The organism is Nocardia miyunensis NBRC 108239 (genome assembly GCF_001613065.1).
GTDB lineage: Bacteria > Actinomycetota > Actinomycetes > Mycobacteriales > Mycobacteriaceae > Nocardia > Nocardia miyunensis.
Genome location: NZ_BDBQ01000081.1, coordinates 60,687 through 84,415, shown reverse-complemented (window position 1 = coordinate 84,415; position 23,729 = coordinate 60,687). Strand labels below are relative to the sequence as shown.

General features: G+C 67.5%; 24 protein-coding genes and 1 riboswitch. Of the genes, 12 read left to right on the top strand and 12 right to left on the bottom strand.

Features of this window, described 5'->3' with window-relative positions:
* On the top strand, positions 1 to 1,198 hold a 1,198-nt coding region (locus NM2_RS32780; protein ID WP_169816279.1), incomplete at its 5' end, for an EfeM/EfeO family lipoprotein.
* 48 nt (positions 1,199 to 1,246) lie between these two features.
* Positions 1,247 to 2,482: an iron uptake transporter deferrochelatase/peroxidase subunit gene (gene efeB / locus NM2_RS32775; RefSeq protein ID WP_067677035.1), complete on the top strand. Its 1,236-nt coding sequence runs from the start codon at positions 1,247 to 1,249 to the stop codon at positions 2,480 to 2,482.
* Positions 2,483 to 2,525: 43 nt separating this feature from the next.
* Here the strand turns inward: efeB and NM2_RS32770 are convergent, their stop codons facing one another.
* On the bottom strand, positions 2,526 to 3,176 hold the full coding sequence (locus NM2_RS32770) for a sigma-70 family RNA polymerase sigma factor (protein ID WP_067677033.1): 651 nt from the start codon (positions 3,174 to 3,176) through the stop codon (positions 2,526 to 2,528).
* Between the two features lie 453 nt (positions 3,177 to 3,629).
* Here NM2_RS32770 and NM2_RS32765 point away from each other — a divergent pair, with 453 nt between their 5' ends.
* From NM2_RS32765 to metE, 5 genes are all read left to right on the top strand, one after another.
* A complete protein-coding gene (locus NM2_RS32765) occupies positions 3,630 to 3,845 on the top strand; it encodes a CbtB domain-containing protein (RefSeq protein ID WP_067677055.1) in 216 nt (71 codons plus the stop codon).
* 21 nt (positions 3,846 to 3,866) lie between these two features.
* A complete protein-coding gene (locus tag NM2_RS32760) occupies positions 3,867 to 4,727 on the top strand; it encodes a CbtA family protein (RefSeq protein ID WP_067677032.1) in 861 nt (286 codons plus the stop codon).
* On the top strand, positions 4,724 to 5,284 hold the full coding sequence (locus NM2_RS32755; RefSeq protein WP_067677029.1) for a histidine phosphatase family protein: 561 nt from the start codon (positions 4,724 to 4,726) through the stop codon (positions 5,282 to 5,284). Before NM2_RS32760 ends, NM2_RS32755 begins: the two co-directional genes overlap by 4 nt.
* Before the next feature lie 551 nt (positions 5,285 to 5,835).
* Positions 5,836 to 6,648, top strand: a complete 813-nt coding sequence (locus NM2_RS32750) for an MFS transporter (protein ID WP_084531807.1) — start codon at positions 5,836 to 5,838, stop codon at positions 6,646 to 6,648.
* 348 nt (positions 6,649 to 6,996) lie between these two features.
* Positions 6,997 to 7,228: riboswitch (cobalamin riboswitch) on the top strand.
* 140 nt (positions 7,229 to 7,368) lie between these two features.
* A complete protein-coding gene (gene metE, locus NM2_RS32745; protein ID WP_174575714.1) occupies positions 7,369 to 9,630 on the top strand; it encodes a 5-methyltetrahydropteroyltriglutamate--homocysteine S-methyltransferase in 2,262 nt (753 codons plus the stop codon).
* Positions 9,631 to 9,674: 44 nt separating this feature from the next.
* On the opposite strand, the gene NM2_RS32740 is transcribed toward metE, so the two are convergent.
* Positions 9,675 to 10,061 carry a Uma2 family endonuclease gene (locus NM2_RS32740; RefSeq protein ID WP_169816278.1) on the bottom strand — a complete coding sequence of 129 codons (387 nt, stop codon included), beginning with the start codon at positions 10,059 to 10,061 and terminating at the stop codon, positions 9,675 to 9,677.
* 40 nt (positions 10,062 to 10,101) lie between these two features.
* On the bottom strand, positions 10,102 to 10,314 hold the full coding sequence (locus NM2_RS49525) for a hypothetical protein (protein WP_067677022.1): 213 nt from the start codon (positions 10,312 to 10,314) through the stop codon (positions 10,102 to 10,104).
* Positions 10,315 to 10,482: 168 nt separating this feature from the next.
* Here NM2_RS49525 and NM2_RS32730 point away from each other — a divergent pair, with 168 nt between their 5' ends.
* A complete protein-coding gene (locus NM2_RS32730) occupies positions 10,483 to 11,184 on the top strand; it encodes a pentapeptide repeat-containing protein (RefSeq protein WP_157121448.1) in 702 nt (233 codons plus the stop codon).
* 45 nt (positions 11,185 to 11,229) lie between these two features.
* Here NM2_RS32730 and sthA read toward each other — a convergent pair whose 3' ends face one another.
* The 3 genes from sthA to NM2_RS32715 form a co-directional block, all read right to left on the bottom strand.
* Positions 11,230 to 12,630, bottom strand: a complete 1,401-nt coding sequence (sthA, locus tag NM2_RS32725; protein WP_067677018.1) for a Si-specific NAD(P)(+) transhydrogenase — start codon at positions 12,628 to 12,630, stop codon at positions 11,230 to 11,232.
* 179 nt (positions 12,631 to 12,809) lie between these two features.
* Entirely contained in the window at positions 12,810 to 13,355 is a 546-nt protein-coding gene (locus NM2_RS32720) for a LeuD/DmdB family oxidoreductase small subunit (RefSeq protein ID WP_218026040.1), read from the bottom strand.
* Between the two features lie 17 nt (positions 13,356 to 13,372).
* On the bottom strand, positions 13,373 to 14,614 hold the full coding sequence (locus tag NM2_RS32715) for a 3-isopropylmalate dehydratase large subunit (protein WP_067677053.1): 1,242 nt from the start codon (positions 14,612 to 14,614) through the stop codon (positions 13,373 to 13,375).
* A gap of 99 nt (positions 14,615 to 14,713) precedes the next feature.
* Between NM2_RS32715 and NM2_RS48065 the strand changes: the two genes are divergently transcribed.
* Positions 14,714 to 15,379, top strand: coding sequence for an RNA-guided endonuclease InsQ/TnpB family protein (locus NM2_RS48065; RefSeq protein ID WP_245718322.1), 666 nt, complete (start codon positions 14,714 to 14,716; stop codon positions 15,377 to 15,379).
* On the opposite strand, the gene NM2_RS32710 is transcribed toward NM2_RS48065, so the two are convergent.
* Both NM2_RS32710 and NM2_RS32705 read right to left on the bottom strand, forming a co-directional pair.
* Complete coding sequence (locus tag NM2_RS32710; protein WP_067677015.1) at positions 15,271 to 16,110, bottom strand: isocitrate lyase/PEP mutase family protein; 840 nt, start codon at positions 16,108 to 16,110, stop codon at positions 15,271 to 15,273. The genes NM2_RS48065 and NM2_RS32710 overlap by 109 nt on opposite strands.
* Complete coding sequence (locus NM2_RS32705) at positions 16,107 to 17,540, bottom strand: MmgE/PrpD family protein (protein ID WP_067677013.1); 1,434 nt, start codon at positions 17,538 to 17,540, stop codon at positions 16,107 to 16,109. The genes NM2_RS32710 and NM2_RS32705 overlap by 4 nt, the downstream gene beginning before the upstream one ends.
* A gap of 145 nt (positions 17,541 to 17,685) precedes the next feature.
* Here NM2_RS32705 and NM2_RS32700 point away from each other — a divergent pair, with 145 nt between their 5' ends.
* From NM2_RS32700 to NM2_RS32690, 3 genes are all read left to right on the top strand, one after another.
* On the top strand, positions 17,686 to 18,729 hold the full coding sequence (locus NM2_RS32700; RefSeq protein ID WP_067677011.1) for an Lrp/AsnC family transcriptional regulator: 1,044 nt from the start codon (positions 17,686 to 17,688) through the stop codon (positions 18,727 to 18,729).
* Between the two features lie 92 nt (positions 18,730 to 18,821).
* Positions 18,822 to 19,859 carry a hypothetical protein gene (locus tag NM2_RS32695; RefSeq protein ID WP_067677010.1) on the top strand — a complete coding sequence of 346 codons (1,038 nt, stop codon included), beginning with the start codon at positions 18,822 to 18,824 and terminating at the stop codon, positions 19,857 to 19,859.
* A 206-nt stretch (positions 19,860 to 20,065) separates the two neighbouring features.
* Entirely contained in the window at positions 20,066 to 20,383 is a 318-nt protein-coding gene (locus NM2_RS32690; protein WP_067677009.1) for a hypothetical protein, read from the top strand.
* Between the two features lie 72 nt (positions 20,384 to 20,455).
* Here the strand turns inward: NM2_RS32690 and NM2_RS32685 are convergent, their stop codons facing one another.
* From NM2_RS32685 to NM2_RS32670, 4 genes are read right to left on the bottom strand one after another with little or no spacing between them, the layout of a single operon-like run.
* The gene (locus tag NM2_RS32685; RefSeq protein ID WP_067677008.1) at positions 20,456 to 21,304 is read right to left on the bottom strand and encodes an alpha/beta fold hydrolase; all 849 of its coding nucleotides are present in this window, start codon (positions 21,302 to 21,304) and stop codon (positions 20,456 to 20,458) included.
* A gap of 10 nt (positions 21,305 to 21,314) precedes the next feature.
* Positions 21,315 to 21,590 carry a muconolactone Delta-isomerase gene (gene catC / locus NM2_RS32680; RefSeq protein ID WP_067677006.1) on the bottom strand — a complete coding sequence of 92 codons (276 nt, stop codon included), beginning with the start codon at positions 21,588 to 21,590 and terminating at the stop codon, positions 21,315 to 21,317.
* A 35-nt stretch (positions 21,591 to 21,625) separates the two neighbouring features.
* The gene (gene catA, locus NM2_RS32675; protein WP_067677004.1) at positions 21,626 to 22,471 is read right to left on the bottom strand and encodes a catechol 1,2-dioxygenase; all 846 of its coding nucleotides are present in this window, start codon (positions 22,469 to 22,471) and stop codon (positions 21,626 to 21,628) included.
* Between the two features lie 49 nt (positions 22,472 to 22,520).
* Complete coding sequence (locus NM2_RS32670; RefSeq protein ID WP_067677001.1) at positions 22,521 to 23,624, bottom strand: mandelate racemase/muconate lactonizing enzyme family protein; 1,104 nt, start codon at positions 23,622 to 23,624, stop codon at positions 22,521 to 22,523.
* Positions 23,625 to 23,729 lie beyond the last annotated feature (105 nt).

Here is a 23,729-nt window from a genome sequence, read left to right as displayed (position 1 = left end):
CGCGCCCGACTGGTGGGAGCGCGTCGCCGGTCCGCGCCTGCCGCTCGTGGCCACGGCGCTGGTCCTGGTCCCCATCGTGGCCGCGGCCATCGCGATCGCGCTGCTGCCCTCCAGCAGCAGCGGTTCGGTCCAGGCCGTGACGATCAGCGAAAGCTCCTGCGCACCGGAGTGGAAGTCCGGCAAGTCCGGCACCCAGACCTTCGCGATCCAGAACAAGACGAGCAAGGCGGGCGAGATCAATCTGCTGAACGCGGGCGGCGCGATCGTCGGCGAGATCGAGACCATCGGCCCGGCCACCACCGCGGACATGACCGCGACGCTGGGCAACGGCAGCTACACCATCACCTGCCTGATGTCCGGCAAGCCCAAGATCACCTCGCCGACAGTGCAGGTCAGCGGCGCGTCCGGGGATACCCCGCCCGCGGTGAAGCAGGTCACCGCCGAGGATCTGACCCCGGCAAACGACGCCTACCAGGCCTACGCCAACGATGTGCTGACCAGGCTCGCGGGCGCGATCACCTCGATCGGCAACGATGTGCGGGCGAACAACATCCCTGCCGCACAAGCGGATTGGCTCAACGCGCAGATGGAGTGGGAACGCGTCGGCGCGTCCTACAACAGCTTCGGCGACGCGGGCACGGCCGTCGACGGGCTGCCGAACGGCCTGCCCGGCGGCGTCTCCGACGACGGTTTCACCGGCCTGCACCGGATCGAATACGGCCTGTGGCACGGCCAGGGCCCCGATCAGCTGCTGCCCGTGATCGACCAGCTCGGCGGCCAGATCGCCGATATCCAGAAGAATCTGAGCAGCGACGATCTGGCGGGCGATCCGACGAATCTGCCGCTCCGCGCGCACGAGATCCTCGAGGACGCCCTGCGCGACCACCTGTTCGGCAACGACGATCAGGGCTCGGGATCGGCCTATCCGCTCACCGATGCCGATATCGACGTCACCCGCGCGGTGCTCGACGAACTCGGCGCCCTGCTGGACGCCCGCGCCCCCGCCCTGCGCACCGAACTGTCCGCCCGCCTGGACACCCTGCACGCCGCGCTGCTGGCCACTCAGGTCAACGGCCAATGGCGTGCTCCCGCACAGACTCCGCAGGCCCAGCAGCAGGCCGTGCGAGCCGCGCTCGGCGCGGCGCTGGAAGACCTCGCCCGGGTGCCACGGTTGCTCGAAGTTCCACTCGCGCACTGAGCTTCGGCCCCAACACCCCACCCTCGACACAGTAAGTAGGACCTCACGATGGATGTCAGTCGCCGCCGATTCTTCTCCGGCGCCGTGGCGGGTGCGGCCGGGACCGCGCTGACCGCGGGCGTACTCGCGGAGGGCGCGCGCGTGGACGCCGCCGCTGCCGGTACCGGACAGAGCGCGGCGGCCTCGTCGCATCCGTTCCACGGCGCCCATCAGGCCGGGATCCTGACCCCGGGTCCCTCGGCCAAGCAGAACGCCGCCTGCTTCGCGGCGTTCGACGTCACCGTCGCGAACCGATCCGAGCTGGCCGAGCTGTTCAAAACGCTCACCGGCCGCGCGCGCTTCCTGACCGCCGGTGGCACCGCGCCGGATCTCGGTGTGGGACAACCGCCTTCGGACAGCGCGGTACTGGGCGCCGACATTCCCGCCGACGGGCTCACCGTCACCACCGGCGTCGGCGCGAGCCTGTTCGACGACCGGTTCGGGCTGGCGAAACTCAAGCCCGCCAAGCTGACCCCGATGCGTATCTTCCCCAACGACGCCCCCGATCCGGCCTGGACGCACGGCGATCTGCTGGTGCAGCTGTGCGCGAACAATCCCGATACGGTCCACCACACGATCCGCGACATCACCCGCCAGACCCGGGGCGCGCTGCAACTGCGCTGGAAGATCGAGGGCTACAACTCCCCGCCGCGCCCGTCGGGCACCGGGCGGAATCTGCTTGGCTTCAAGGACGGCACCGCCAATCCGACCGGCTCCGAGGCCGAATCGCTGATCTGGACCGACGGCGCGGACGAACCCGCCTGGACCCGCGGCGGCACCTACCACGTGGTGCGTCTGATCCGCATGCTGGTGGAGTTCTGGGATCGTGTCTCGATCACCGAGCAGGAGAACATGTTCGGCCGCCGCCGCGATTCGGGCGCACCGCTGGACGGCAACCAGGAATTCGACACCCCGAACTACGCCGCGGATCCCAAAGGTTCGGTCATTCCGTTGGATTCGCATATCCGCCTTGCCAATCCGCGTACCCCCGACACCGCGCGCCAGCAGTTGATCCGCCGGTCCTACAACTACGACCTCGGCGTGGACCCGAACGGCAACCTCTCGGCGGGCCACATCTTCTCCTGCTACCAGCAGGATGTGAAGCGCCAGTTCGAGGCCATCCAGACCCGGCTGATCGACGAGCCGCTCACCGACTACGTGCAGCCCTTCGGCGGCGGCTACTTCTTCGCCCTGCCCGGCGTCGCGGACAAGGACGACTGGTACGGCCGCGGCATGCTCGCCTGAGGCGCACAGGCGAGTACGCCGGATCAGCCGGAACGCGTAGCACTCATCGGGTGCCGTCCTCCAGGCAGACCGCCAGATGCCGCAGGCCGTCCCGGATACGGGATTTCACCGTTCCCACCGGTTTGCCCAGCCGCTCGGCGACCTCGGGATAGGTGAGTCCGCCGTAGTAGGCCAGGACGATGGTTTCGCGCTGTAGCGGCGTCAGCTCGTGCAGGCCGCGAACGACCGCCCGTTCGTCCAGCGTCTGCTCGACCGCCTCGGAGACCACGTCGTGGTCGCGGGGACGATTGAGCCTGCCGAAGTCCGAATCACGCCCGATGGCAGCGGTTTCGGCGCGGATCCGGTCGACGGCGCGGCGATGGGTGAGCGTCTTGAGCCAGTTCATCGGACTCGACATTCGTTCGTCGTACCGGTTCGCGAGCAGCCACACCTGTAGGTACACCTCCTGGGTGATCTCCTCGCCCATCGCGCGATTGCGCAGTATCCACAGGGCATACCCGGACACTCGATGGTTGGTCTGCCGGTAGAACGCGGTGAACGCCCGGCGGTCGCCGACGCCCACCGCGTGCAGGAGTTCGACGAGGTGACGCCGCTCGGCGTCCTGCCCCGGACGCGACGCACCCGGTGGGCTCACAGGCGCGTATTCGTCGTACGTCCGCAATCGCGGTCCGAGTACCGGTTTTTCTGTCTTCATTACGCTCCCACCTGCAACATTCCTCCGAACAACATTGGAGTAGTTCGGTTTTCGCAGCAGCGGCCGTGGGTCTCACGGCCGAATCGGACGCAATGGGCTTCGCGCAGCACCACCCGGCGGTTTGGTCGTGCAACGGATCTTCTCGCATCCCTACCACCGATGCGAACTACCTCCGGACCGCGAACCGAATCGTGACTTCGTATCAAAGCAAGTCCACCTCGACGCCGTCCCGCCCGGCCGACGGCCCCGGGCGACCAGCGGTTGAAACCGGGGGGTGATTGACCGTTCTGTGACGGGTCTCGTATGGTTGTGCGAGCGGCGATTCGAGGAATCCGGTGTAACTCCGGGACGGTCGCGCCACTGTGAGCATCCAGCTGGATGTGAGTCAGACCCCGGGCGCCGCTGATTTCCATCGTCGATGGGGACGCGAAATCCCCCGAACAGGGAGTTGCCGTGGCTACGTCCTACGCTCCGCGCGCCGAAACCGGTGCGATTCCTCTTTCCATTCCCACTACCGCCCTGTGGCTGGTCGGCACGACGATGCTCGCGCTGCTCGCCTACTACTTCATCGGCGTCGACCAGGGTGCGGTGTCGATCTTCGGCAGCGATATGCATGTGCACGAATTCGTGCACGACGCCCGGCATTTCCTCGGATTCCCCTGCCACTAGGCCAGGGAATCGAGCAGCACAATGGAAAAGCGAATCATCGGCCGAGGTGCGCTGGTCGGCGCACTCGGCGGTTTGGTGGCGTTCCTGTTCGCGCGTCTGCTGTCCGAGCCCGTCATCGGCCGGGCCATCGATTACGAGAGCGGCCGCGACGAGGCCCAGCAAGCGCTGGACAAGGCCGCGGGACTTCCGCTCGCCACGGACGGACCGGAACTGTTCAGCCGATCGGTGCAGTCCACCGTCGGTATCGGATTCGGCATGATCGTTTTCGGTATCGCGATGGGGGCGCTGTTCGCGGTCGCGTACTGCCTGTGCGTGGGCCGGGTCGGCCGGGTCACGCCCCGGAATCTCGCACTGCTGGTGGCCGGGGGCATGTTCCTGGTCCTGTACGGGGTGCCGTTCCTGAAGTATCCGGCGAATCCGCCCTCGATCGGTCATCCCGAGTCGATCGGAGAGCGCACCGGGCTGTATCTGCTGATGGTGGCGATCAGCGCGGTCGCGCTGGTAGCCGCGATCTGGCTGGGTCGCAAAGTCCAAGCGCGCCTGGGTAATTGGAACGCCGTACTGGTCTCGGCGCTGGCCTTCGTCATCGTCGTGGCCGTGGCGATCGTCCTGCTGCCCTCGCTGGGGCATCTGTCGGTGAATCATGCCTACGGCGACAATGCCACCGAGACACCGCAACCGCTGAAAGATCCCGGCGGACATATCGTCTTCCCTGGGTTCCCCGCCGACGACCTGTATCTGTTCCGGCTGTATTCCTTTGCGGCACAACTGTTGTTGTGGACGGTGATCGGCGTCGGCTTCGCCGCGCTGGCCCCGCGCCTGTTCGGCCGGGACACCGAGGCCGCGAGTTCGGACGCCACGACCATCGCACCGGCCGGATGAGTCCGGTCACGCGGCTGACCCTGGTGACGCATGCGATCACCGATGCCGTGCGGGCGGCGCGCTTCCCGCTCGACGAACCGCTCGACATCCGCGAGGTCGAGCGCGGCGGCGAGCTGCCCGACCCCCTCCGGGCCGATCTGGTGCAGGTCGGCCCGGAGGCGCGCGCGGCCCAGACCGCGTCCCTGTTCGGACTGGACGGCGTCACCGAACCCGCACTCGCGGATCTGAATTCCGGCTCCTGGGCCGGTTCGAGCATGGACGCGATCCCCGGCGACCAGCTCATGGATTGGCTGACCGATCCCGAATTCCGTTCGCACGGAGGCGAATCCGTCACCGATCTACTGTCCCGCACGCGAACGTGGATGGCCGCCGTCGCAACCCGGCAATGCCGTGTGGTGGCCTTCACCCACCCGGGCGTCGTACGAGCCTGCATCCTGCTCGCCCTCGCCGCTCCCCCGACCTCCTTCTGGCGCTTGGACATTCCGCCACTCAGCACAACCACCCTGCATTTCCGCGGCAATGCCTGGACCGTCCGTGGCACAGCCCAGCCGCTGTGAATCGATCCAGACCACTCCGCTGGACCGCACACGTGCTGAAACTCAGCGACGGATGAGGCCGGGTAAGTCGGCGCCGCAAGCGCAGTGGACGGCACGGTCTTCGGTGGCCCGGCCCATCGGCCGAAATCCGATGGCGATCGGCCAGCAAGATGACCTAGCGTCGTCAACGTGCTCGCTCACGATCAATTGCTCGAGTTCGCCGCTCGTGGCTATGTGGTGGTCCGCAACGCCGTGCCTGCGGACATGCTCTCGGAGGCGACGCGGGCAATCGATGCCCTGATCACTCGGACACCACCCGGCCCCGATGTTCGCGGCCCCCGCTTCCACTTTCCCGAAGCGGCCGAGGCCCCCGCGCTCGGCGCATTGCTCACTGACAGCATCGCGTGGACGTGCGCCGAATCTCTCACCGGTGCAGGAACATTGGACGTTCCGCAGCAGGTTCGGGTGGCATCGAACAAATCACCGGGCGCGCGGGAGACCTGCTGTTGGCGCATTATCTGTTGGGCCACAACATCGCCCACCGCCGATCGAACGAAAGTTACGGTATGTCGATGTACGTAGTGCCACCGCAGCGGGCCGAGGCATGGCCGAATAGCGACCGCGCAGGGCGGATGCTGATCGGGCCTGGGTTTGCCGCGATCATCGGCCTGGCCATGCTGACCGCGGTCTACCGGACCGACGGAAAGTCACTGATCCAGCTCGAATTCCACATGTCCAGCCAAGCGGTGCTACTGAACTGCGTCGTCGCGTACGTAGTCGCGGCGATACTCGCTGTCGGACTCGGACTTCCGCTCGGTGCACGATTCCCGACAGGGGTGATTCTGGCCGCGATCGGCCTCATGCTCGTCGGCACCGTACTGACCGCGTTCGCCGCAGGCAGCGCCATGCTGTTGGTGGGGCGCGTGCTCGACGGGCTCGGCACGGGTGCGGCCGCCGGCGTGATCGCGGCACTGGTGCTCCGGCTCAACGGTCGGCGAGGTATCGCGGCGGCGGTGATAGCAGCGCTCGGTGTCCTGGCGGCGGTGACCGCACCCGTTGTCGGTCAACTGATTTCGGACGCGGTCAGTTTCCGCTTGGCATATCTGGCGCCGGTACCGTTCCTGCTCGTCGCGCTGATCGTCAGCGCCGTGGGCGGAATTGCCTCGGCCAAACCCCCGGTCCACCCGATTCCCTACGGCACCCCGTACCCATCGCAGGGACCTGCCCAATACCCGAATCCGAACCCCTACGCCACGCCGTACCCAGCACAGGGACCTGCCCAATACCCGAATCCGAACCCCCACGGCACGCCGTATCCGCCGCCCCAGCACCCGTACTCAGCTCCCTACGGCGCACCCCACCCGCCGCAGGCGCCTCCCCACTGAACCCGGATCCCCCCATGTGGGTGTTGCCCCGGCCGGGTTGTGGGTAGCCACTTGTCCACCCAGCTTTCCCACGGTGATTCCGCATTGTCTCCATCCGCTCCGAATCTGTTGCGCCACAATGCTCGAATACCGACGCGGATATAGCGCACCGCGCAATCGCTCCGGATCGGACAGGCCCCGGCAACTATCATCGACGGGGTACGCGGCAGCCGGATCGGCGGATTCTACGATCCGCTCCTCTCGTGTGAGGACCGAGACTCACCGCTCCTCGACGCGGCATCGTATGCTGGACGGTGCAGCTGGTTCGCCGTGGTGAAGCTGAGGAGCCCCGAACTCACCCTCCGGCGTCGAAGCCCGGCCGCCGAAGGTCAAGTGCCCCGGCTCCGGGTGAGAGGGAACCCGGTGGGAATCCGGGACTGTCCCGCAGCGGTGAACGGGAACGAGCGCCGTCTCAGGCACTGGGTGCGAAACCTGGGAAGCGACGGCCGGTAGGACCAGCCCGGCAGCACTGGCTGCCGCGGTCGATTCGTACGAATCGGCGCCCGTGAGTCCGAAGACCTGCCGTCTGTGCCGGATACGCCGTATCCGGCGGTCGTCGCCCCGCGGAGAGGGTGTGCGCCGAGTGGAACCGGGCACGGTGTCATGCTGTGAGGGCTCCGTCAGCGCACGTTCGATGGGTGGCGGCCGTCCACTGCCGATCAGGAGCACAACGTGCCGAATATCGATACTTCTTTCACCGCGACGGTGCTGGGCGCACCGCGCATCGGCCCGAACCGGGAGCTGAAACGGGCCGTCGAATCCTATTGGGCCGGGCGGATCGACGCCGCCGAACTGCATCGCGCCGCCGCCGAACTGCGCACCGCGCAGCTGAACGCCATGCACGCGGCCGGGCTGGACTCGGTGCCGGTGGGCACCTTCTCCTACTACGACCATGTTCTGGACACCGCGGTGCTGCTGGGCGCACTGCCCGAACGCGTGCAGGGCATCGAGGACGAGCTGGACCGGTATTTCGCGGCGGCCCGCGGCACCGATACCGTCGCGCCGCTCGAGATGACCAAGTGGTTCGACACCAACTATCACTATCTGGTGCCGGAAATCGGTGCGGCGACACGGTTTTCGCTGCACCCGGACAAGCCGCTGGCCGAATTGCGCGAGGCGCGGGCGCTGGGAATTCCGGCCCGCCCGGTGGTGGTCGGCCCGGTCACCTTCCTGAAGCTGGCCAAGTCGATCGACGGCACCGATCCGCTGGATCGGCTGGACGATCTGGTTCCGCTGTACGAACAGCTGCTCGCACTGTTCGCCGAGGCGCGCGCGGACTGGGTGCAGCTCGACGAGCCGGTGCTGGTCACCGACCTGACCCGGGCGGAACTGACCGCTGTCGAGACGGTGTATCGCCGGTTGGCCACGACGTCCTCGCGGCCGAGGATCCTGGTCGCCAGCTATTTCGGCCGTCTCGGCGCGGCGCTGGAACCGTTGGCGCACACCGGCGTTGACGGCATCGCCATCGATCTGGTCGCCGGTGGGACGGCCGATCTGCCGGTCGCCCGCACGCTGAGCGACACGTTGATCGTGGCCGGTGTGGTCGACGGGCACAACGTGTGGCGCACCGATCCGGACGCGGCCCTGGCCACCCTCGCCGAGCTGCGCGACGGCGGCGCGTCGGTGGCGGTGTCGAGTTCCTGCTCGCTGCTGCACGTGCCGTATTCGCTCGACGCGGAGACCGATCTCGAACCGCGACTGGCCTCGTGGCTGGCGTTCGGTGCGGAGAAGGTCGCGGAGATCGTCACCCTGGCCGCTGCCGTCCACCGGGGGCCCGCCGCGGTGGCCGACGAGCTCGAGATCGCCCGCACCGCCCTGCGGGACCGTCGCGCCGACCCGCGGCTGCACGTCGAACTGGTCCGTTCCCGGCTGGCCGCACTGGACGCCGCCGACGTCCACCGCGCGCCGGCCGATCGGCGTCGCGAACTCCAGCAGGCCCGGCTGGGCCTGCCGCAGCTGCCGACCACCACCATCGGCTCGTATCCGCAGACCGGCCGGATCCGCCGAGCCCGCGCCGCGCTGCGCCGCGGCGAAATCGACGCGGCCGAATACGACACCCGGATGCGCGCGGAGATCGCCGAAGTCATTGCGCTGCAAGAGGATATCGGCCTTGACGTGCTCGTGCACGGTGAGCCCGAACGCAACGACATGGTGCAGTATTTCGCCGAACAACTGGACGGATTCGCCGCGACGATCAACGGCTGGGTGCAGTCCTACGGCACCCGCTGCGTACGGCCGCCGATCATCTACGGCGACGTCGCCCGGCCCGCCACGATGACCGTCGAGTGGATCTCGTACGCGCAATCCCTGACCGCCAAACCGGTCAAGGGCATGCTGACCGGCCCGGTGACCATCCTGGCCTGGTCTTTCGTACGCGACGATCAGCCGGAATCCGACACCGCGCGGCAGATCGCCCTGGCCATCCGGGACGAGACGATCGATCTGGAGGCCGCGGGCACCGCGATCATCCAGGTGGACGAGCCCGCCCTGCGCGAACTGCTCCCCCTGCGCCGGGCCGATCAGGCCGAATACCTGGCCTGGGCGGTGGCGGCGTTCCGCCTGGCGACCTCGGGCGTCGCCGATACGACCCAGGTGCACACCCACCTGTGCTATTCGGAATTCGGCGAAATCATCGGCGCCATAGCCGAACTCGACGCCGACGTCACCTCCGTCGAGGCCGCCCGCTCGCACATGGAGATCCTGGACGACCTCAACGCCGCGGGCTTCGACCTCGGCGTGGGCCCCGGCGTCTACGACATCCACTCCCCCCGCGTCCCCGCCACCGAGGAGATCACCGACTCCCTGAACCGAGCCCTGAAAGCCGTTCCCGCCCAACGTCTCTGGGTTAACCCCGACTGCGGCCTGAAAACCCGCGGCACCGACGAGGTGATCGCCTCACTCCGCAACATGGTCACCGCCGCCACGGCCCTACGCCAAGCCTGATCTCACCCCGCCGGTCGATGTCCGCCGGACACCGACCGGCGGGATCAGTCCAAGCCCATATCGAGCTGATTCCAGCTGACGGTGACGTCCAGCGGATCAGCGACGTCGATGGCGACCACATCACCACGGGCGCGCAGCGACATATTCTCACGAACATAGCTGCCGTCGGTCGTGAGCCTCAGCATCTCGATCGACGCCGCGGGTCCATCGTCCTGGACCATCCGCACGATCCAGTAGTACGGAATACCCAGCCGCGCATATTCCGCACGCTTCTCGACGAGATCGGCCGTCACGGTGTTCGGCGATACGACCTCGACTACCAGCAGCGTGTCAGCAGCGGTCGGTTTGGTTTTCCATCTGCCCCGCGGCTGTTCGATACAGCGGTAGACGATGGCGTCGGGACGCTTGTAATGGAACGGCACCTCGGACACGAGCATGTCCAGTTCGCCGCTGGCCCGCGGGCGAGGTGCATCACCGGAGCGCTTGGAGACCGCTTCGCGTAGGGGCCACTTTGATATTGTCGCTGACCGCAACATGATTGGGCGAGGGTGATTCGCAGTGCACGATCATGCCGTCGCGAATCTCCACCGTGCGGGCGATGTCCTCGGGCATGTCCAGATACATGGCCATATCCACAATCGGAATCGTCGTACGCAGAAACGACCAATCGACGGCCTCACTCATGCCCGTCAGCCTAGCGTTCGTGCCGGTGCCGGGCGGCGTCGCGGGCGCTGAACAGGTCACAGGGCAGGCAGCCGATCGGCCCAGCAGATCGGCACCTGCACCGGACGGGCGGACAACGCCGCCGTCTTCCGAGACGCGTCACCACACGAACCCGGCCCGGACCGGGTGTTGCACCTCACCGACCGCTTCCGCCTGGCCGCCGAACAACTGTCCTCGGACAAAATCGCTGTCAGGATCTCCGGCATCTACCTGTTCGAACGCCTGGCCGAAGATTCCCCGGCGGATCACGCGACCGTGTACTCGGTCCTCGCGGCATTCGTCCGCACCCAGGCCCCCGCGACCAACTGTCCCCCACCGAAAGAACCCGGAGTGGGGCCTGTCGACATCCAGGTCGCGATGACCGTGATCGGCCGACGAGATACCTCTCGGGAACAGTCGGCGGACAAACCGGATCTCAACAGAACCTGCCTCGCCGGTATCGACCTGGGCAACGCAAACCTGTTCGGTACGAACCTGACTGACGCGAACCTTGCCCACGCAAACCTGACCAGCACGAACCTGGCAAACGCGACCCTGAACAAAGCGGACCTGTCCGACGTGGATCTGGCCTACGCGACCCTGACCGGCGCGGGCCTGACCGGCGCGAACCTGAACGGCGCGTTCCTGACCAGCGCGAACCTGACCCGCGTGGTCCTAGACTACGCGAACTTGACCGACACCAGACTGACCGGCACCAACCTGCAAAGCGCATACCTGCTTGGTGCGAACCTGACTGGCGCCACCCTGATCAACGCTAATCTGACCAACGTGCGGTCCGACCCCCGGACGCAATGGCCGACGGGTTTCACGCCACCTCCTCTGCCGCGCTGACGCGTCGTGCGAGGTGTCGAGAACTGATCGTCGAATCGACAGCGGTCAGTCCATGTGTTCGATCTGGCGGATCTTGTTCATGGCGTCGAGGGCGGCGACCTTGTAGGACTCGGCGAGGGTGGGGTAGTTGAAGACGGCGTCGACCAGGTAGTCGACGGTGCCGCCGCAGCCCATGACGGCCTGGCCGATGTGGACGAGTTCGGTTGCGCCGGTGCCGAATACGTGGACGCCGAGCAGTTCGCGGGTTTCGCTGCAGACCAAGAGCTTCAGGACGCCGTAGGAGTCGCCGATGATCTGGCCGCGGGCCAGTTCGCGGTAGCGGGACACGCCCACCTCGTAGGGTTTGCGGGCGGCGGTCAGCTGGTCCTCGGTCTGGCCGATGAAACTGATCTCCGGGATGGTGTAGATGCCGATCGGCTGCAACGCGGACAGCGCCTGCACCGGTTCGCCGCAGGCGTGATGGGCGGCCAGGCGGCCCTGTTCCATCGACGTCGCGGCCAGTGCCGGGAACCCGATGACGTCGCCGACCGCGTAGATGTTCGGCACCTCGGTGCGGAAGTACTCGTCCACCGAGACGCGGCCGCGCTTGTCCGCGCTCAGCCCGGCCTTCTCCAGACGCAGGCTCTCGGTCATGCCCTGCCGCCCGGCCGAATACATCACCACCTCCGCGGGAATTCGCTTGCCGCTCTCCATGATCGCGATCGCACCGCGCGGATGCCGCTCGACCGCCGCGACCGTCTCCCGGAAGCGGAAGGTCACCGCGAGATCGCGCAGATGGTACTTGAGCGCCTCCACCACTTCGATATCGCAGAAGTCCAGCATCCGCTCGCGCGACTCCACGACCGTCACCTTGCATCCCAGCGCGGCGAACATGGACGCGTACTCGATGCCGATGACGCCCGCACCGACCACGATCATCGACTGCGGCACCCGCTCGAGCTCCAGGATTCCGTCCGAATCGATGATGGTCCTGCCGTCGAAGTCGACGGTTTCCGGTCGCGCGGGCTGGGTCCCGGTGGCGACGACGATGTTCTCGGCGGTCACCCGGGTTTCCCGGCCGGTGCCGTCCGCCACCTCGATCGTGTGCTCATCGAGGAACGACCCCATCCCCGGCAACAGCGAAACATGGTTGCGGGACAACTGATTCCGAATCACATCGACCTCGCGGCCGATCACGTGCTGCGCGCGGGAGAGCAGATCGGTGACGGTGATGTCCTCCTTCACCCGATAACTCTGCCCGTACATCTCGCGCTGGCTCAGGCCGGTCAGATACAGCACCGCCTCGCGCAACGTCTTGGACGGGATCGTGCCGGTGTTGATGCACACCCCGCCGATCATGTCCCGCCGTTCCACCACGGCGGCTCGTTTACCCAGTTTCGCGGTGGCGATCGCCGCCTTCTGACCGCCGGGACCTGATCCGAGAACCAGAACGTCGTAGTCGTACATGCGGCCAGTCTGACAGCGAAATGTGAACTCCACAGGCGCAATAACCGGGTCGGCATCGGCCGTGACCGGTTCCGGACCGCACGACGCGACTCCGCGGCCCGAGGACCTGCGCCGACCCCTGACATCCGGAACTCCTCCCGGTTTCCTGTGACCAGCCGTGCGCGCCCGGAACCGAGCGACTATGCCCCGGAACCACTCTCGACGGGCACGGCCCCCGAGCGCAGCACCTCGAGCAGTTCGATCGGCAGATATCCCTGTTCGGCCAGCCGCGCCAGAACCCCTCCGCTGGCGAGGATCTCCAGGATCAGCGGCGGGAGCGGGGCGGTGCGGCCGGTCGTGGCCGTGGTGTCGTTGCGGTAGTCGCCTGTGGCGATGTCGACGGTGACCTCGTCGCCGTCACGGAAGACGGTCCGGGCGCCGGGCACGGTGAGTGCGGGCAGTCCGGCGTTGACGGCGTTGCGGAAGAACAGCGAATTGAAATCCTCGGCCAGCAGCGCGGCGACGCCGAGCGCGCGGAACAGGGTGGCGACCGGACGGGAGGACCCGACGCCGAAATTCCTTCCCGCGACGACGATGTCACCGGGCCGGACCTCATCGGTCCACCCCGGCCGGAGCTGGTGGAACACGTGCCGGGCGGCCTCGGGGACGTCCATCTTCATGGCGAACGCCGGATACATCGCGTCGGTGTCGATCGAGTCGCCGAACACCCAGACGCGGCCGGAGATGACGGTGGATCGCTCGGTCATGCTGTCACGCTCCGGGGATCGGTGATGCGGCCGGTGATCGCGGAGGCGGCGACCGTGGCCGGGGAAGCCATGTAGATCTCGGCCTCGGTGCTGCCCATGCGGCCGGTGAAGTTGCGGGTACTCGAGGTCAGGCAGACCTCGCCCGGCCCGAGGACGCCCATGTGGTAGCCGAAACACGCGCCGCAGGTCGAATTCGTCACCACCGCACCGGAATCGGCGATGTCCTGCAGATAACCCAGGCGCATCGCGTCCCGGTAGACCTGCTGTGAGGCGGGGGTGACCAGCAGCCGCACGCCCGCCGCGACGCTGCGTCCGCGCAGGATGTCCGCCGCGATGCGCAGGTCCTCGAGCTGCCCGTTGGCGCAGGAGCCGATGAACGCCTGATCGATCCGGCGCTGCTCGATCCGCGAGACGGGAATTCCGTTGCGGCTCACCGTTCCCGGCCGAGCGACATACGGTTCGAGCGTGTCGAGATCGATCGTGCGCACCTGCGCGTACTCGGCGTCCGGATCGGCGACGGCGGGTTCGTAGTCGCGCACGCCGCGTTCGGCGAGGAAGTCCGCGAGGACATCGTCCGCCGCGAATGTGGCGAAGTCCGCGGAGATCTCGGCGGCCTGCGTGGCGATGGTACGGCGGTCGTTGAGCGGCACACTGGCCAGACCCGGACCACCGAATTCGAGATTCTGGTTCGTGGCGTCGCCGTAGGTGGCGGCGAGCGCGAGAAAGACGTCCTTACCGCTGATTTCGCGCGGCAGGGTGCCGATCAGCTCGTAGCGGACGGTCGGCGCGAGCTGATACCACGTCGTGCCGGTGCACATGATGGAGTAGACCTCCGCCGGCCCCAAGCCGCGCGCGGCGGTGTTGTAGGCACCGCCCGCGCAGGTGTGAGAATCGGTGCAGGCCAGCACTTCTCCGGGCCGGGACAGGCCGTTCTCGGCGATCACCTGATGACAGATGCCGTGCCGTCCGACATCGAAGAACTTCTCGATCCCGAAGTCGGCCACGAACTTTCGCGCCCGCGGACCGCCCGCGGCATCCTTCAGCGTGGGCGCGGGCACCGCGTGGTCCATGACGACGGCGATCTTGTCCGGGTCGTGGATCCGGTTCGGTGTCATCCACTGCGTGGCGAACTGCAGGTCGATCATGACGCACATGTCGACCTCGACGGTGACGATGTCACCGGGCCGGACCCGCTCGACACCGCCCTTGCGGGCGAGCAGGTTCTCGATCATGGTCATCGGGAATTCCCCCTTGGATACCCTGTCGTTTCCGGCGGGGAGGTGAAAGCGGGAGTGTTGTTCGTCCTGCATGACAGCCCCTTTCGATAGCATGTTCGAATGGATGAGGTGGTGCGGTACACGTACCGGTTGCGGCCCGGCCGTACCGCCGAGGCGGCGTTGTCGGCGGAGTGGGGCCGCTGCCGCTGGCTGTGGAACGAGGCGGTGCACCAGCAGAAATCGGGGCAGAAACCGACGTTCGCAAAGCTCGGAAAGCTGCTCACTCAGACGCGAGCGAAACTGCCGTGGTTACGTAAGGGGTCGCAGGTCGTCCAACAGCAGATGCTGCGCGACTATGCCCAGGCGCTGGATCACTCGTTCAAGGTGATAGGGCGCGGTCGCCCGAAGACCAAGTCCCGCAAGACTTCCCTGCTGTCGCTGGAATATACGACGCGTGGGTTCTCGGTCCGTGATGGCCGGTTGGTGTTGCCGAAAGGCGTCACGGTCCCGGTGGTGTGGTCGCGGGAACTGCCTTCGCCGCCGACGTCGGTCCGTGTCTACCGCGACAGCCTGGGCCACTGGTACGCCTCGTTCGTGGTGCGCCGAGAGATCCCGGCCCATCCGTGCGGTAAAGGTGGTATCGGTATCGACTACAAGGGCCAACCGCAGTCCAGGGGCTACCATTCGGCCAGGCCGACGAGTTCGAAGAGCCCGGCCGGGCCGGTGGGCAGCAGGTCCGTCACGTCCCGTCCGGCCGCCTCGCCGAGGCTGGTGAGCATCGCGTAGGCGGCCGCGCCCAGCGCCAGCGAGGGCTGGATCGCGATCGCGTACCCGAGTTCGCGCAGCCGCGCGGCGGACTCGATCGGGGTCAGGCCGCCGATCACCTGGTTGATCAGCAGCGGAGCGGAGACCTCCGCGCCGATGCGCTCGATCTCCTCGATGCTCTGCGGGGCCTCCACGAAGATCACGTCCGCACCCGCATCCGCGTAGGCGTTGGCACGCTCGATCGCGACGTCCAGACCCAGCGGTCCCCGTGCGTCGGTCCGCGCGATGATCACCAGCCCGGGATCGGTACGGGCCGCCAGCGCCGCGCCCAGCCGGGCGGCGAACTCACCGGAGTCGATGAGCTCCTTGTCCGGCAGATGCCCGCACTTCTTGGGAAAAGCCTGGTCCTCCAACTGAATTGCGGCCACCCCGGCGGCTTCGTATTCGCGCACGGTGCGAATCACGTTGAGCGTCGCGCCGTATCCGGTGTCGGCGTCGGCGATCAGCGGGATGTCGCCGAGCACGCGGGTCGTCATGCGGGCACGCTCGGCCATCTCGGTCTGGGTGACCAGTCCGATATCGGGCAGCCCGAACCCCGAGGCCGCGACGCCCGCGCCGGTCAGGTAGGCGGCGGAGAATCCCAGGCGCGCCACCAGCGATGCCGAGAGGCCATCGAAAACCCCTGGAGCAGTGATGAATTCGCCCGCATCGAGCGCGGCGCGGAGCCTGCGACGGGCCTCCTGTGCGGTCATCGGCCGATCTCCTTTCCATCCAGCGCACCGGCCACGGGCGCGGCCAGCAGTTCGGTCAGCTCGCGAATATCGGTCAGCTCGTCGATGCCCAGGACGGCCCGCTGGATCGCGTCGAGCCGGGCGGCGGGCATCAGCGGCCCGGTCAGGGAGCGAAACTTGGCGACGAGTTCGTCATCGGTGACCGGGTCCGAGGGACCGCCGTGCGGCTCGGTGACGCGCCGGTGCAGTACGGTGCCGTCGTCCAGAGTCAGGGTGAGTTCGGTCGCGAATCGCTCACGCGCGGGACCGTTCTCGATGCTCTCGTCCAGGAGGACCTCGACCCGGCCGAGCAGATCCCACACATCGTCCGCGTCCAGGCGTTCGGGGGTGAACTGCGGCGGCAGCACCTGCCCGTCCGCCAGTGCGACCGCGGCGGCGTAGCCGAGATTCATCTGCGCGCCGATGCTCGTCAGCGGACGTTCGGGCGTCCACCAGCCATGGTGGTAGATCGCGTGACCCACCCGAATCTCGATGTGGGACACCGTCTTCGGGTCGATCGCGTATTCTTCGCGCAGTTCCAGCGCGGCCTGGACGGTTCCGTGCAGCCCGCCCTGGGCGGCATAGGACTTCACCATGATCACCTCGGTGTGCCAGTCCCGGCCCAACCCGGCGACCACCTGCGCCGGGTCCGGATCGTGCCCCTCGCCGAACACCGCGAGATAGCCGCCGTACGGGCGATCGAAAACCTGCTTGATACCGATGTACCCGGCCGCGGCCAGACCCGCGGCGTAATAGCCGTTGCGGGCGGCGAATCCGTGTTGCATGCGCTTGGACATCGCCTCGTGCTGGGCGGCCATCAATCCGGCCGATTGGGTGCCCGCCATGCCGACCGCGTCCTCGAGCCGCCCGGCGTCCAGACCGCGCAGTTTCCCGGCGACCACCGCGGCGGTGTGCGTCCCGAAGACCGGGCCGCTGTGCCAGCCGCGCGAGAGCATCTGCGCACCGTGCAGCGCGAGGCCGACCCGCGGGCCGACCTCGAATCCGGCGACCGCGGCCGTCAGCGCGTCGCGGCCGGAAGCGCCGCCGAGATGATGCGCCGTGGCCAGCAGCACCGGCAGCACCAGCGAATTGCTGTGCAGCGGGGCCAGCGGATGGAAGTCGTCGAGTTCGAAACCCTGCACGAACGTGCTGTTGAGCAGCACCGCCGCGGGACCGCTGGTGGTGACTCCGCTGCCGATCACCGCCACGTCCCCGGCACCCTCCAGATCGAGCACAGCGCGGGTGGCGACCCGGGACCAGGGCAGTTGCGCGCCGACCAGTCCGCAGGCCACGCCGTCGAGCAGCAGATGCCGGGCCCGGGAGCGCACCGCGTCGGGGATCTGTTCCGGGGTCAGCTGTTCGACCCAGCGGACCAGCGGAACGGTTACGCCCGATGTCGTCGATTCCGTCATGCGTCTCAGTGAACGCCCGGCCCGGTGCGACTCTCCGAATTCGTCGGAAATATCATCACAACCGAACAAGATCGTGGGAATTCGTCGAGTTGATCCCACACACTGCAGATATTCGTAGCACCCGATACTCATCGAGCAGGAGACCATGCGCCCGGACAGCCCCGCCTCGCGCGCGTTCGACGAGACCGACATCGAACTGCTCGATGCCCTGCACGCCAATCCTCGGGCCAGTTTCGAGCGACTCGGCCCGGTGCTGGGCATCTCCGCGGTCACCGCGGCCCGGCGCTGGCAGCGACTGACCGAATCCGGGCGCGCCTGGGTGTCCTCGGTGCCCGGCCCGCACCTGGCGCTGGCCGGGGCATCGGTCGAGATCCGGGCACAGCCCGGACGCACTCTCGAGGTCGCCCGCGCGCTGGCGACGGTCCCGCAGGTGATGAGCGTCTACGCCACCGACGGCGCGTTCGATCTGCAAGCCCTGGTGATCACCGACACCGTGACGTCGCTGAGCCACCTGTTGCTCGAACAACTCCCCGGCATCTCCGGGATCGCGACCGCGCAGAGCCATGTGTGCCTCGAGTGGTACAGCGGCACCCGCTGGCGTCTCGGAGCGATCGATACGACCCAGCAACGTTCGGTCACCGACGGGCCCGGCGATCGGCCGCCCTCGGTGGGCGGGCGGCTCGCCTTCCGGAATCGGACGCTCGATCCCGCGGACCGCGCATTGTTCCTGGCCCTGCAGTACGACGGCCGCGCCCGGTATCGCGACCTCGCGGCCCAGCTGGGCATGACCGAACAGCAGGTGCGGCGGCGTCTGGACGCACTCGTGCGACGCGGCGTCCTGGGCTTTCGCACCGATTTCACCCGTTCGGAGGGCGGCTGGCCCACCGAATACGCGCTGCGGATCTCGGTGCCGCGGCACGCCCTCGCCGATGTCGGCTCCGAGATCGGCCGATGGCCGCAGACCCGCATCTGCGCCGCCACAACCGGTCCGGCGAACCTCCTGCTCATGGCACAGGTCCATCACACGAGCGACCTCACCGGCCTGTTCGACCGGATCCGATCCGGCACGCCCGAGGCCGAGGTCCTCGACCACCGGCTCGTGCTGCGCGCGGTCAAGTCCTGGGGTCGTCTGCTCGACGAATACGGACACGCCGACGGCGTCGTCCCGGTCGATCCCTGGGCGTCGTGACATTCGGCGACCACGCCGCGGATCGACCATCCGCACCCCGCACCGACCTACAGCTAACCTGAGGCGAATATTTCCAGGAGCGAGGAGAAGCAGTGCTAACACTGTCGGCGCCCGATTCGAAGAAGATTCACAGACTACGGCACCGAATTCGAGCCTCCCGCTTCCTCCCAGCTACCGCACTGCTGTTCATTCTGGCGATCGCGGCCTCGCTGTTCGCCGGGTCGTACACCTACGTGCTGGCCGCGCCGACCGCGCACCACATTCCGGTGGCGGTGGTCGATCCCGGCTCCGATCAGCGCACCGAGGCCGTCCTGGCCGCGATGAATCAGAAGCTCGGGAACACGCTCGCGGTCCGGCGCACCGACGCGGCGCATGCGCGCGAATCCCTGTTGCAGCAGCGGACTTTCGCGACCATCTCCACACAGCAGGACCATGTGGCGGTCGATACCGCGGGCGCCGCCGGCGAGACCCTCGCCCAGACCATCACCGAGACCGCGACGGCCGTGGCCGCCTCGACCCACGTGCCGGTGACCACCACCGACCTGGTACCGCTACAGCACGGCGACCCGCGCGGCCTGGGCCTGTTCTACATCACGCTGGCCGCGGTGATCGTCGGATTCGTCGGCGCGATCCAGCTCCACGTCAACGCCGCGGCCCTGCGACATGTCGAACGCATCCTGTTCACCGCCGCGTACGCGCTGCTCGGCGGGTTCGGCATCGCCGTGACCGTGGACTGGATCCTGGACGCGATCCGGTTGCCGTTCGTCGAGTCCTGGCTCATCCTGGCCCTGACAATGTTCACCTCGGGCATGGTGTGCTCGATGTTCACCGCGCTGTTCGGCCGCTGGGCCATGGTGCCGACCTGGGTGGTCATGGTTCTGGTGGGCAATCCGTCCTCCGGCGGGGCGGTGGCCTGGCCGATGTTGCCGAGGCTGCTGGGCCTCATCGGCCGCTGGCTGCCGCCCGGCGCCTCGGTGTCGGCGCAGCACACTGCCGTGTATTTCCGTTCGTACCAGCATATTTCGCCATTCCTGGTGCTGGGCGGGTGGGCATTGGCGGCCACGGTGGTGTACTGGATCTTCCGCGATCGCCAGCAGGGGCGCGCCGCGGCCGCGGACGACGCGTCCTGACTCGCGAGTTCCGCGAGCCGGAACCATCCGCCCAGGTGAGGGCGCAAATGCCAGGAAAGATGTTTCGCGGCCGGACGCACGGTTACTCGGAGGGGAACGTCGACGTAGTCGTCGGCGTCGATGATCGGGTTCGAAGACTGGCCCACGCAATCGAAGACCGGCCACAGCCGTGGCCGTCCGTCCCGACAGCGGAAGGAACCAGACACATGCTCATGCTCACCCCCACAGCCATCGAGGCCGTACGGACCATCACCTCCGGTGACGGCACGCCCGCGGAGGCGGGACTGCGGATCTTCTCCGCGACCGAAAGCAACCAGGCCCTGCAACTCGCGGTGGCCGCGGCCCCTGCCGAACAGGACCAGATACTCAGCGCCGACGGATCCCGCATCTTCCTGGACGAGAAGGCCGCCGCATTCCTGGACGACAAGATCCTCGACACGGGTGTGGATTCCGACGGTCAGAGCACCTTCGTGGTCGCGCCGCAGGGGCAGGAACAGCCGGAACAGGGCGCGCCGCAGGCCTAGACGACAGCGGGGGTCATCCGGGTCAGGGTCGGATCGCGTCGACGCTGCCGGATGAGTCCTGCCCGGCCGAGCTCAGGTGGATGAGTCCTTCAGGACGCGATCACGGTCTCGGTGCCGCGCTCCCCGGGAGATCGACTGGAGAAAATCCCGCACGACGGCGTCGAACGCGTCGGGCGTCTCCATGCTCGGTGTGTGACCGGCCTCGGGGATGATGGCCAGCTCGGCGTTCGGAATCAGCTCGGCCAGTTCGGCGGCGAGGACGCCGCGGTCGAACGCGTCCTCGGCGCCGGCCACCACGAGAGCCGGAATGCCCAGTCCCCGTGCGGTTTCGGTGTAGTCCGGCCGTGCCGCGCGCCCGCGCAGCGCGGCCGCGGCGGTCATCGGATGGGCGGCGAGCATCATCTCCCGGGCGCGCGCGGCGACCGCCGGGCGTTCGCGCACGCTGCGTTCGCTCAGTACCAGCGGCAGGAACTCCTCCGCGTAGTCGCGCACTCCCTCGGCCTCGAGCCGATCGGCCAGCGTCAGGCGCGCGGTCCCGGCCTCCGGGGTGTCCACACTGGCGAAGGTGTCGGAAAATACTACGGCACTTGCTCTTTCGGGATGACGGCCGAGCAGATCGAGTACGACCTGCCCGCCCATCGAATATCCGATCAGCGTCGCCTCGCCGACTCCGCGATCGGCCATGACCTCCAGCACCGCCCGGGACTGCACGGCCATCTCGACGGCGCTGGAAGTCACCGCGCTGCCACCGAATCCGACCATGTCCACGCAGATCACCCGGTAACCGATCGTGGTGAAGGAGTCGATCTGCGGCTGCCACATGCGCTTGTCGAACAGGAAGCCGTGGACGAGGACCAGCGCGGGACCGCTCCCGTGATCGGTGTATCCGACGGGACCGAAGTCGGTGGCGAGTATGGACACGATGCCCCGTTCAGATCTTGGACGGATGGGTGGCCAGCGGTGTCACCGCGATGCTCATATAATCGAAAAGCGGTAGCCCGGAAAGTATTTCGTGTAGCTCGTCGGTGGACTCCACATCGAGGACCGAGAAGTTGGCGTACTCGCCGGCGATCCGCCACAGCTGCGGCCACTTGCCCGCCCGCTGCAACTCCTGGCTGTACGCCTTCTCGCGGGACACGATCTCCGCGCGGGCCTGCGCCGGAAGATCGCGGGGCAGTTGGACATCCATCCGTACGTGGAACAGCATGTCGTTCTCCTGGAAAGGGTTCGGGCCGTGCCGATTCAGGCGCGGTCCAGGACGAAGTCGTAGGCCACGGCATCGCCGCCGCCCGGACGCGGCCGCGGGTCGAGCATCAACTCGGGCTTGACCGCCGAGGCGATGTCGTCGTCGTTGTGCTCGTCTTTCGGGAAATACAGCTGCGCGGTGAGCAATTCGTGTCCCGGTGCGGAAACCTTCACGTGCAGGTGAGCCGGACGCCAGGCGTGCCAGCCCGCCGCGGCGATGAGTTTACCGCACGCACCGTCGGTCGGAATCTGATACGGCGCAGGACGCATGGTGTGGATCTCGAAACGGCCGTCGGCATCGGTGCGGAACGTCGCCCGCAGATTCCACTCCGGAATACCGGGCGCGAACTGCGAGTACAGGCCGTCGGAGTCGGCGTGCCACAGCTCGATCGTGGCGTCGCCCAATGCCGAGCCGTCGGTGGAGGCGACCCGGCCGGTCCACACCAGCGGACTGCCGGATTCGTTGTCGCGCATGGGAACCGATTCCCCGACGCCGCGTTCGGGAGCGCCCGGAACGTAATACGGCCCCTCGATGGTGCCCTTGTTGCCATGGCGGTGCTCGGTGGCGACCTCCTCCACCACGTGCTCCACCCAGACGTCCAGGAACAGCGGCCACTCCCCGTCCTGCCCGACGCTGATCAGCCACGCCTTGAGCGCGTTGTACTCGGCATAGGTGAGCTTGTGCCGCCGGATGATGTCACCGACCGCGCCGAGCAGCTCGCGGGCGAGCAGATCCACCCGCTCGGGCGGGGTGTCCGCGACATTGATCTTGTCCGAGGCGAAACGTTCGGTCGCGCGGGCTCCCGAGTCGGCGGCGGTCGGGGCCGGGTTGATGGTGGTCATCGCATCCTCCTTGATAACTGACCTGTATTCGGTTGTCGGGCTGTCGATTTCAGGTGTCCTGGCGATATCGGGCGAGTTTGTCGGGATCCAGGTCGACGCCCAGTCCGGCACCGGGCCGGATGGTGAGCTCACCGCCGCAGATCCGCAGGGGTTCGGTGAGCAGGTCGTCACTCATGTCCAGGAAGTTGGACAGCTCCCCCGCCCGCCGCGAGGTGAGCCGGTAGGCCGAACCGAAGACCACCGAACACATCGAACCGAGTTGGCCGTCGATCTGATTGCCCATCACGACTTCCAGACCCAGCCCCTCGGCGAGGTGGTGCACGCGCTGCGAACCGGTGAATCCGGTGCGCGCGGTCTTGATGCTGACCGCGGTGGCCGAACCGCCCAGCACCTCCCGGGTCACATCGGCCGGGGTGGGGACCGATTCGTCGGCGATGAACGGCACATCGATGCGGGAGACCAGCCAACGACGGCCCAGCACGTCGTCGGCGGGGCAGAGTTCCTCGGCGAACAGCAGATTCAGATCGGCCATCTGCTTCATGGCCGCCGCGGATTCCGAGGCGGTCCAGCCGCGATTGCCGTCGATGTAGAGTTCCGCACTCTCGCCGAGCGCCTCGCGCAGGGCCCGCACCACCGCGACGTCCAGCTCGACCGGACGCCGTCCGACCTTCACCTTGAAGGTGGTGATGCCGTGCAGATCTCGCATCCTCTGCGCCTCGGCCACCATCGCGGCGGGGTCGTCGAAGCCGAGCATGTGCGACACGCGCATGCGGTCGGTGTAGCCGCCGAGCAGTTCGGTGACCTGGATGTCCAGGGTGCGGCCCAGCGCGTCCCACACGGCCATGTCGATCGCGGCCTTGGCCACCGGATTGCCGACCGTGCGGTTCAGCCGGGCGTGAATTGTCTCGCGCTGCAACAGATTCAGGCCGATCACCTGCGGGGCGAAGATCTTCTGGATCACCGCCACCACGCTGTCCTGCGTCTCGCCGTAGGTGAACGGGCGCGGCGGGGCCTCGGCGATGCCGATCACGCCGTCGTCGGTGTGCACCCGCACCAGGACATGTTCGGCGACGCGCACCTCGCCGGAGGCGAACGTCAGCGGTTTGCGATAGGGAATGGCGAACGGAATCGCCTCCACGCCTGTAATTTTCATCGTCCGGCCTCCGCGGGCTCGTGGTGGGACCGGATCCGCCGAAGTTCCATCTCCGGGCCTCCTTTCGATACGCCGACGGGCACTGGCGTGTATCGAGTCACCGTA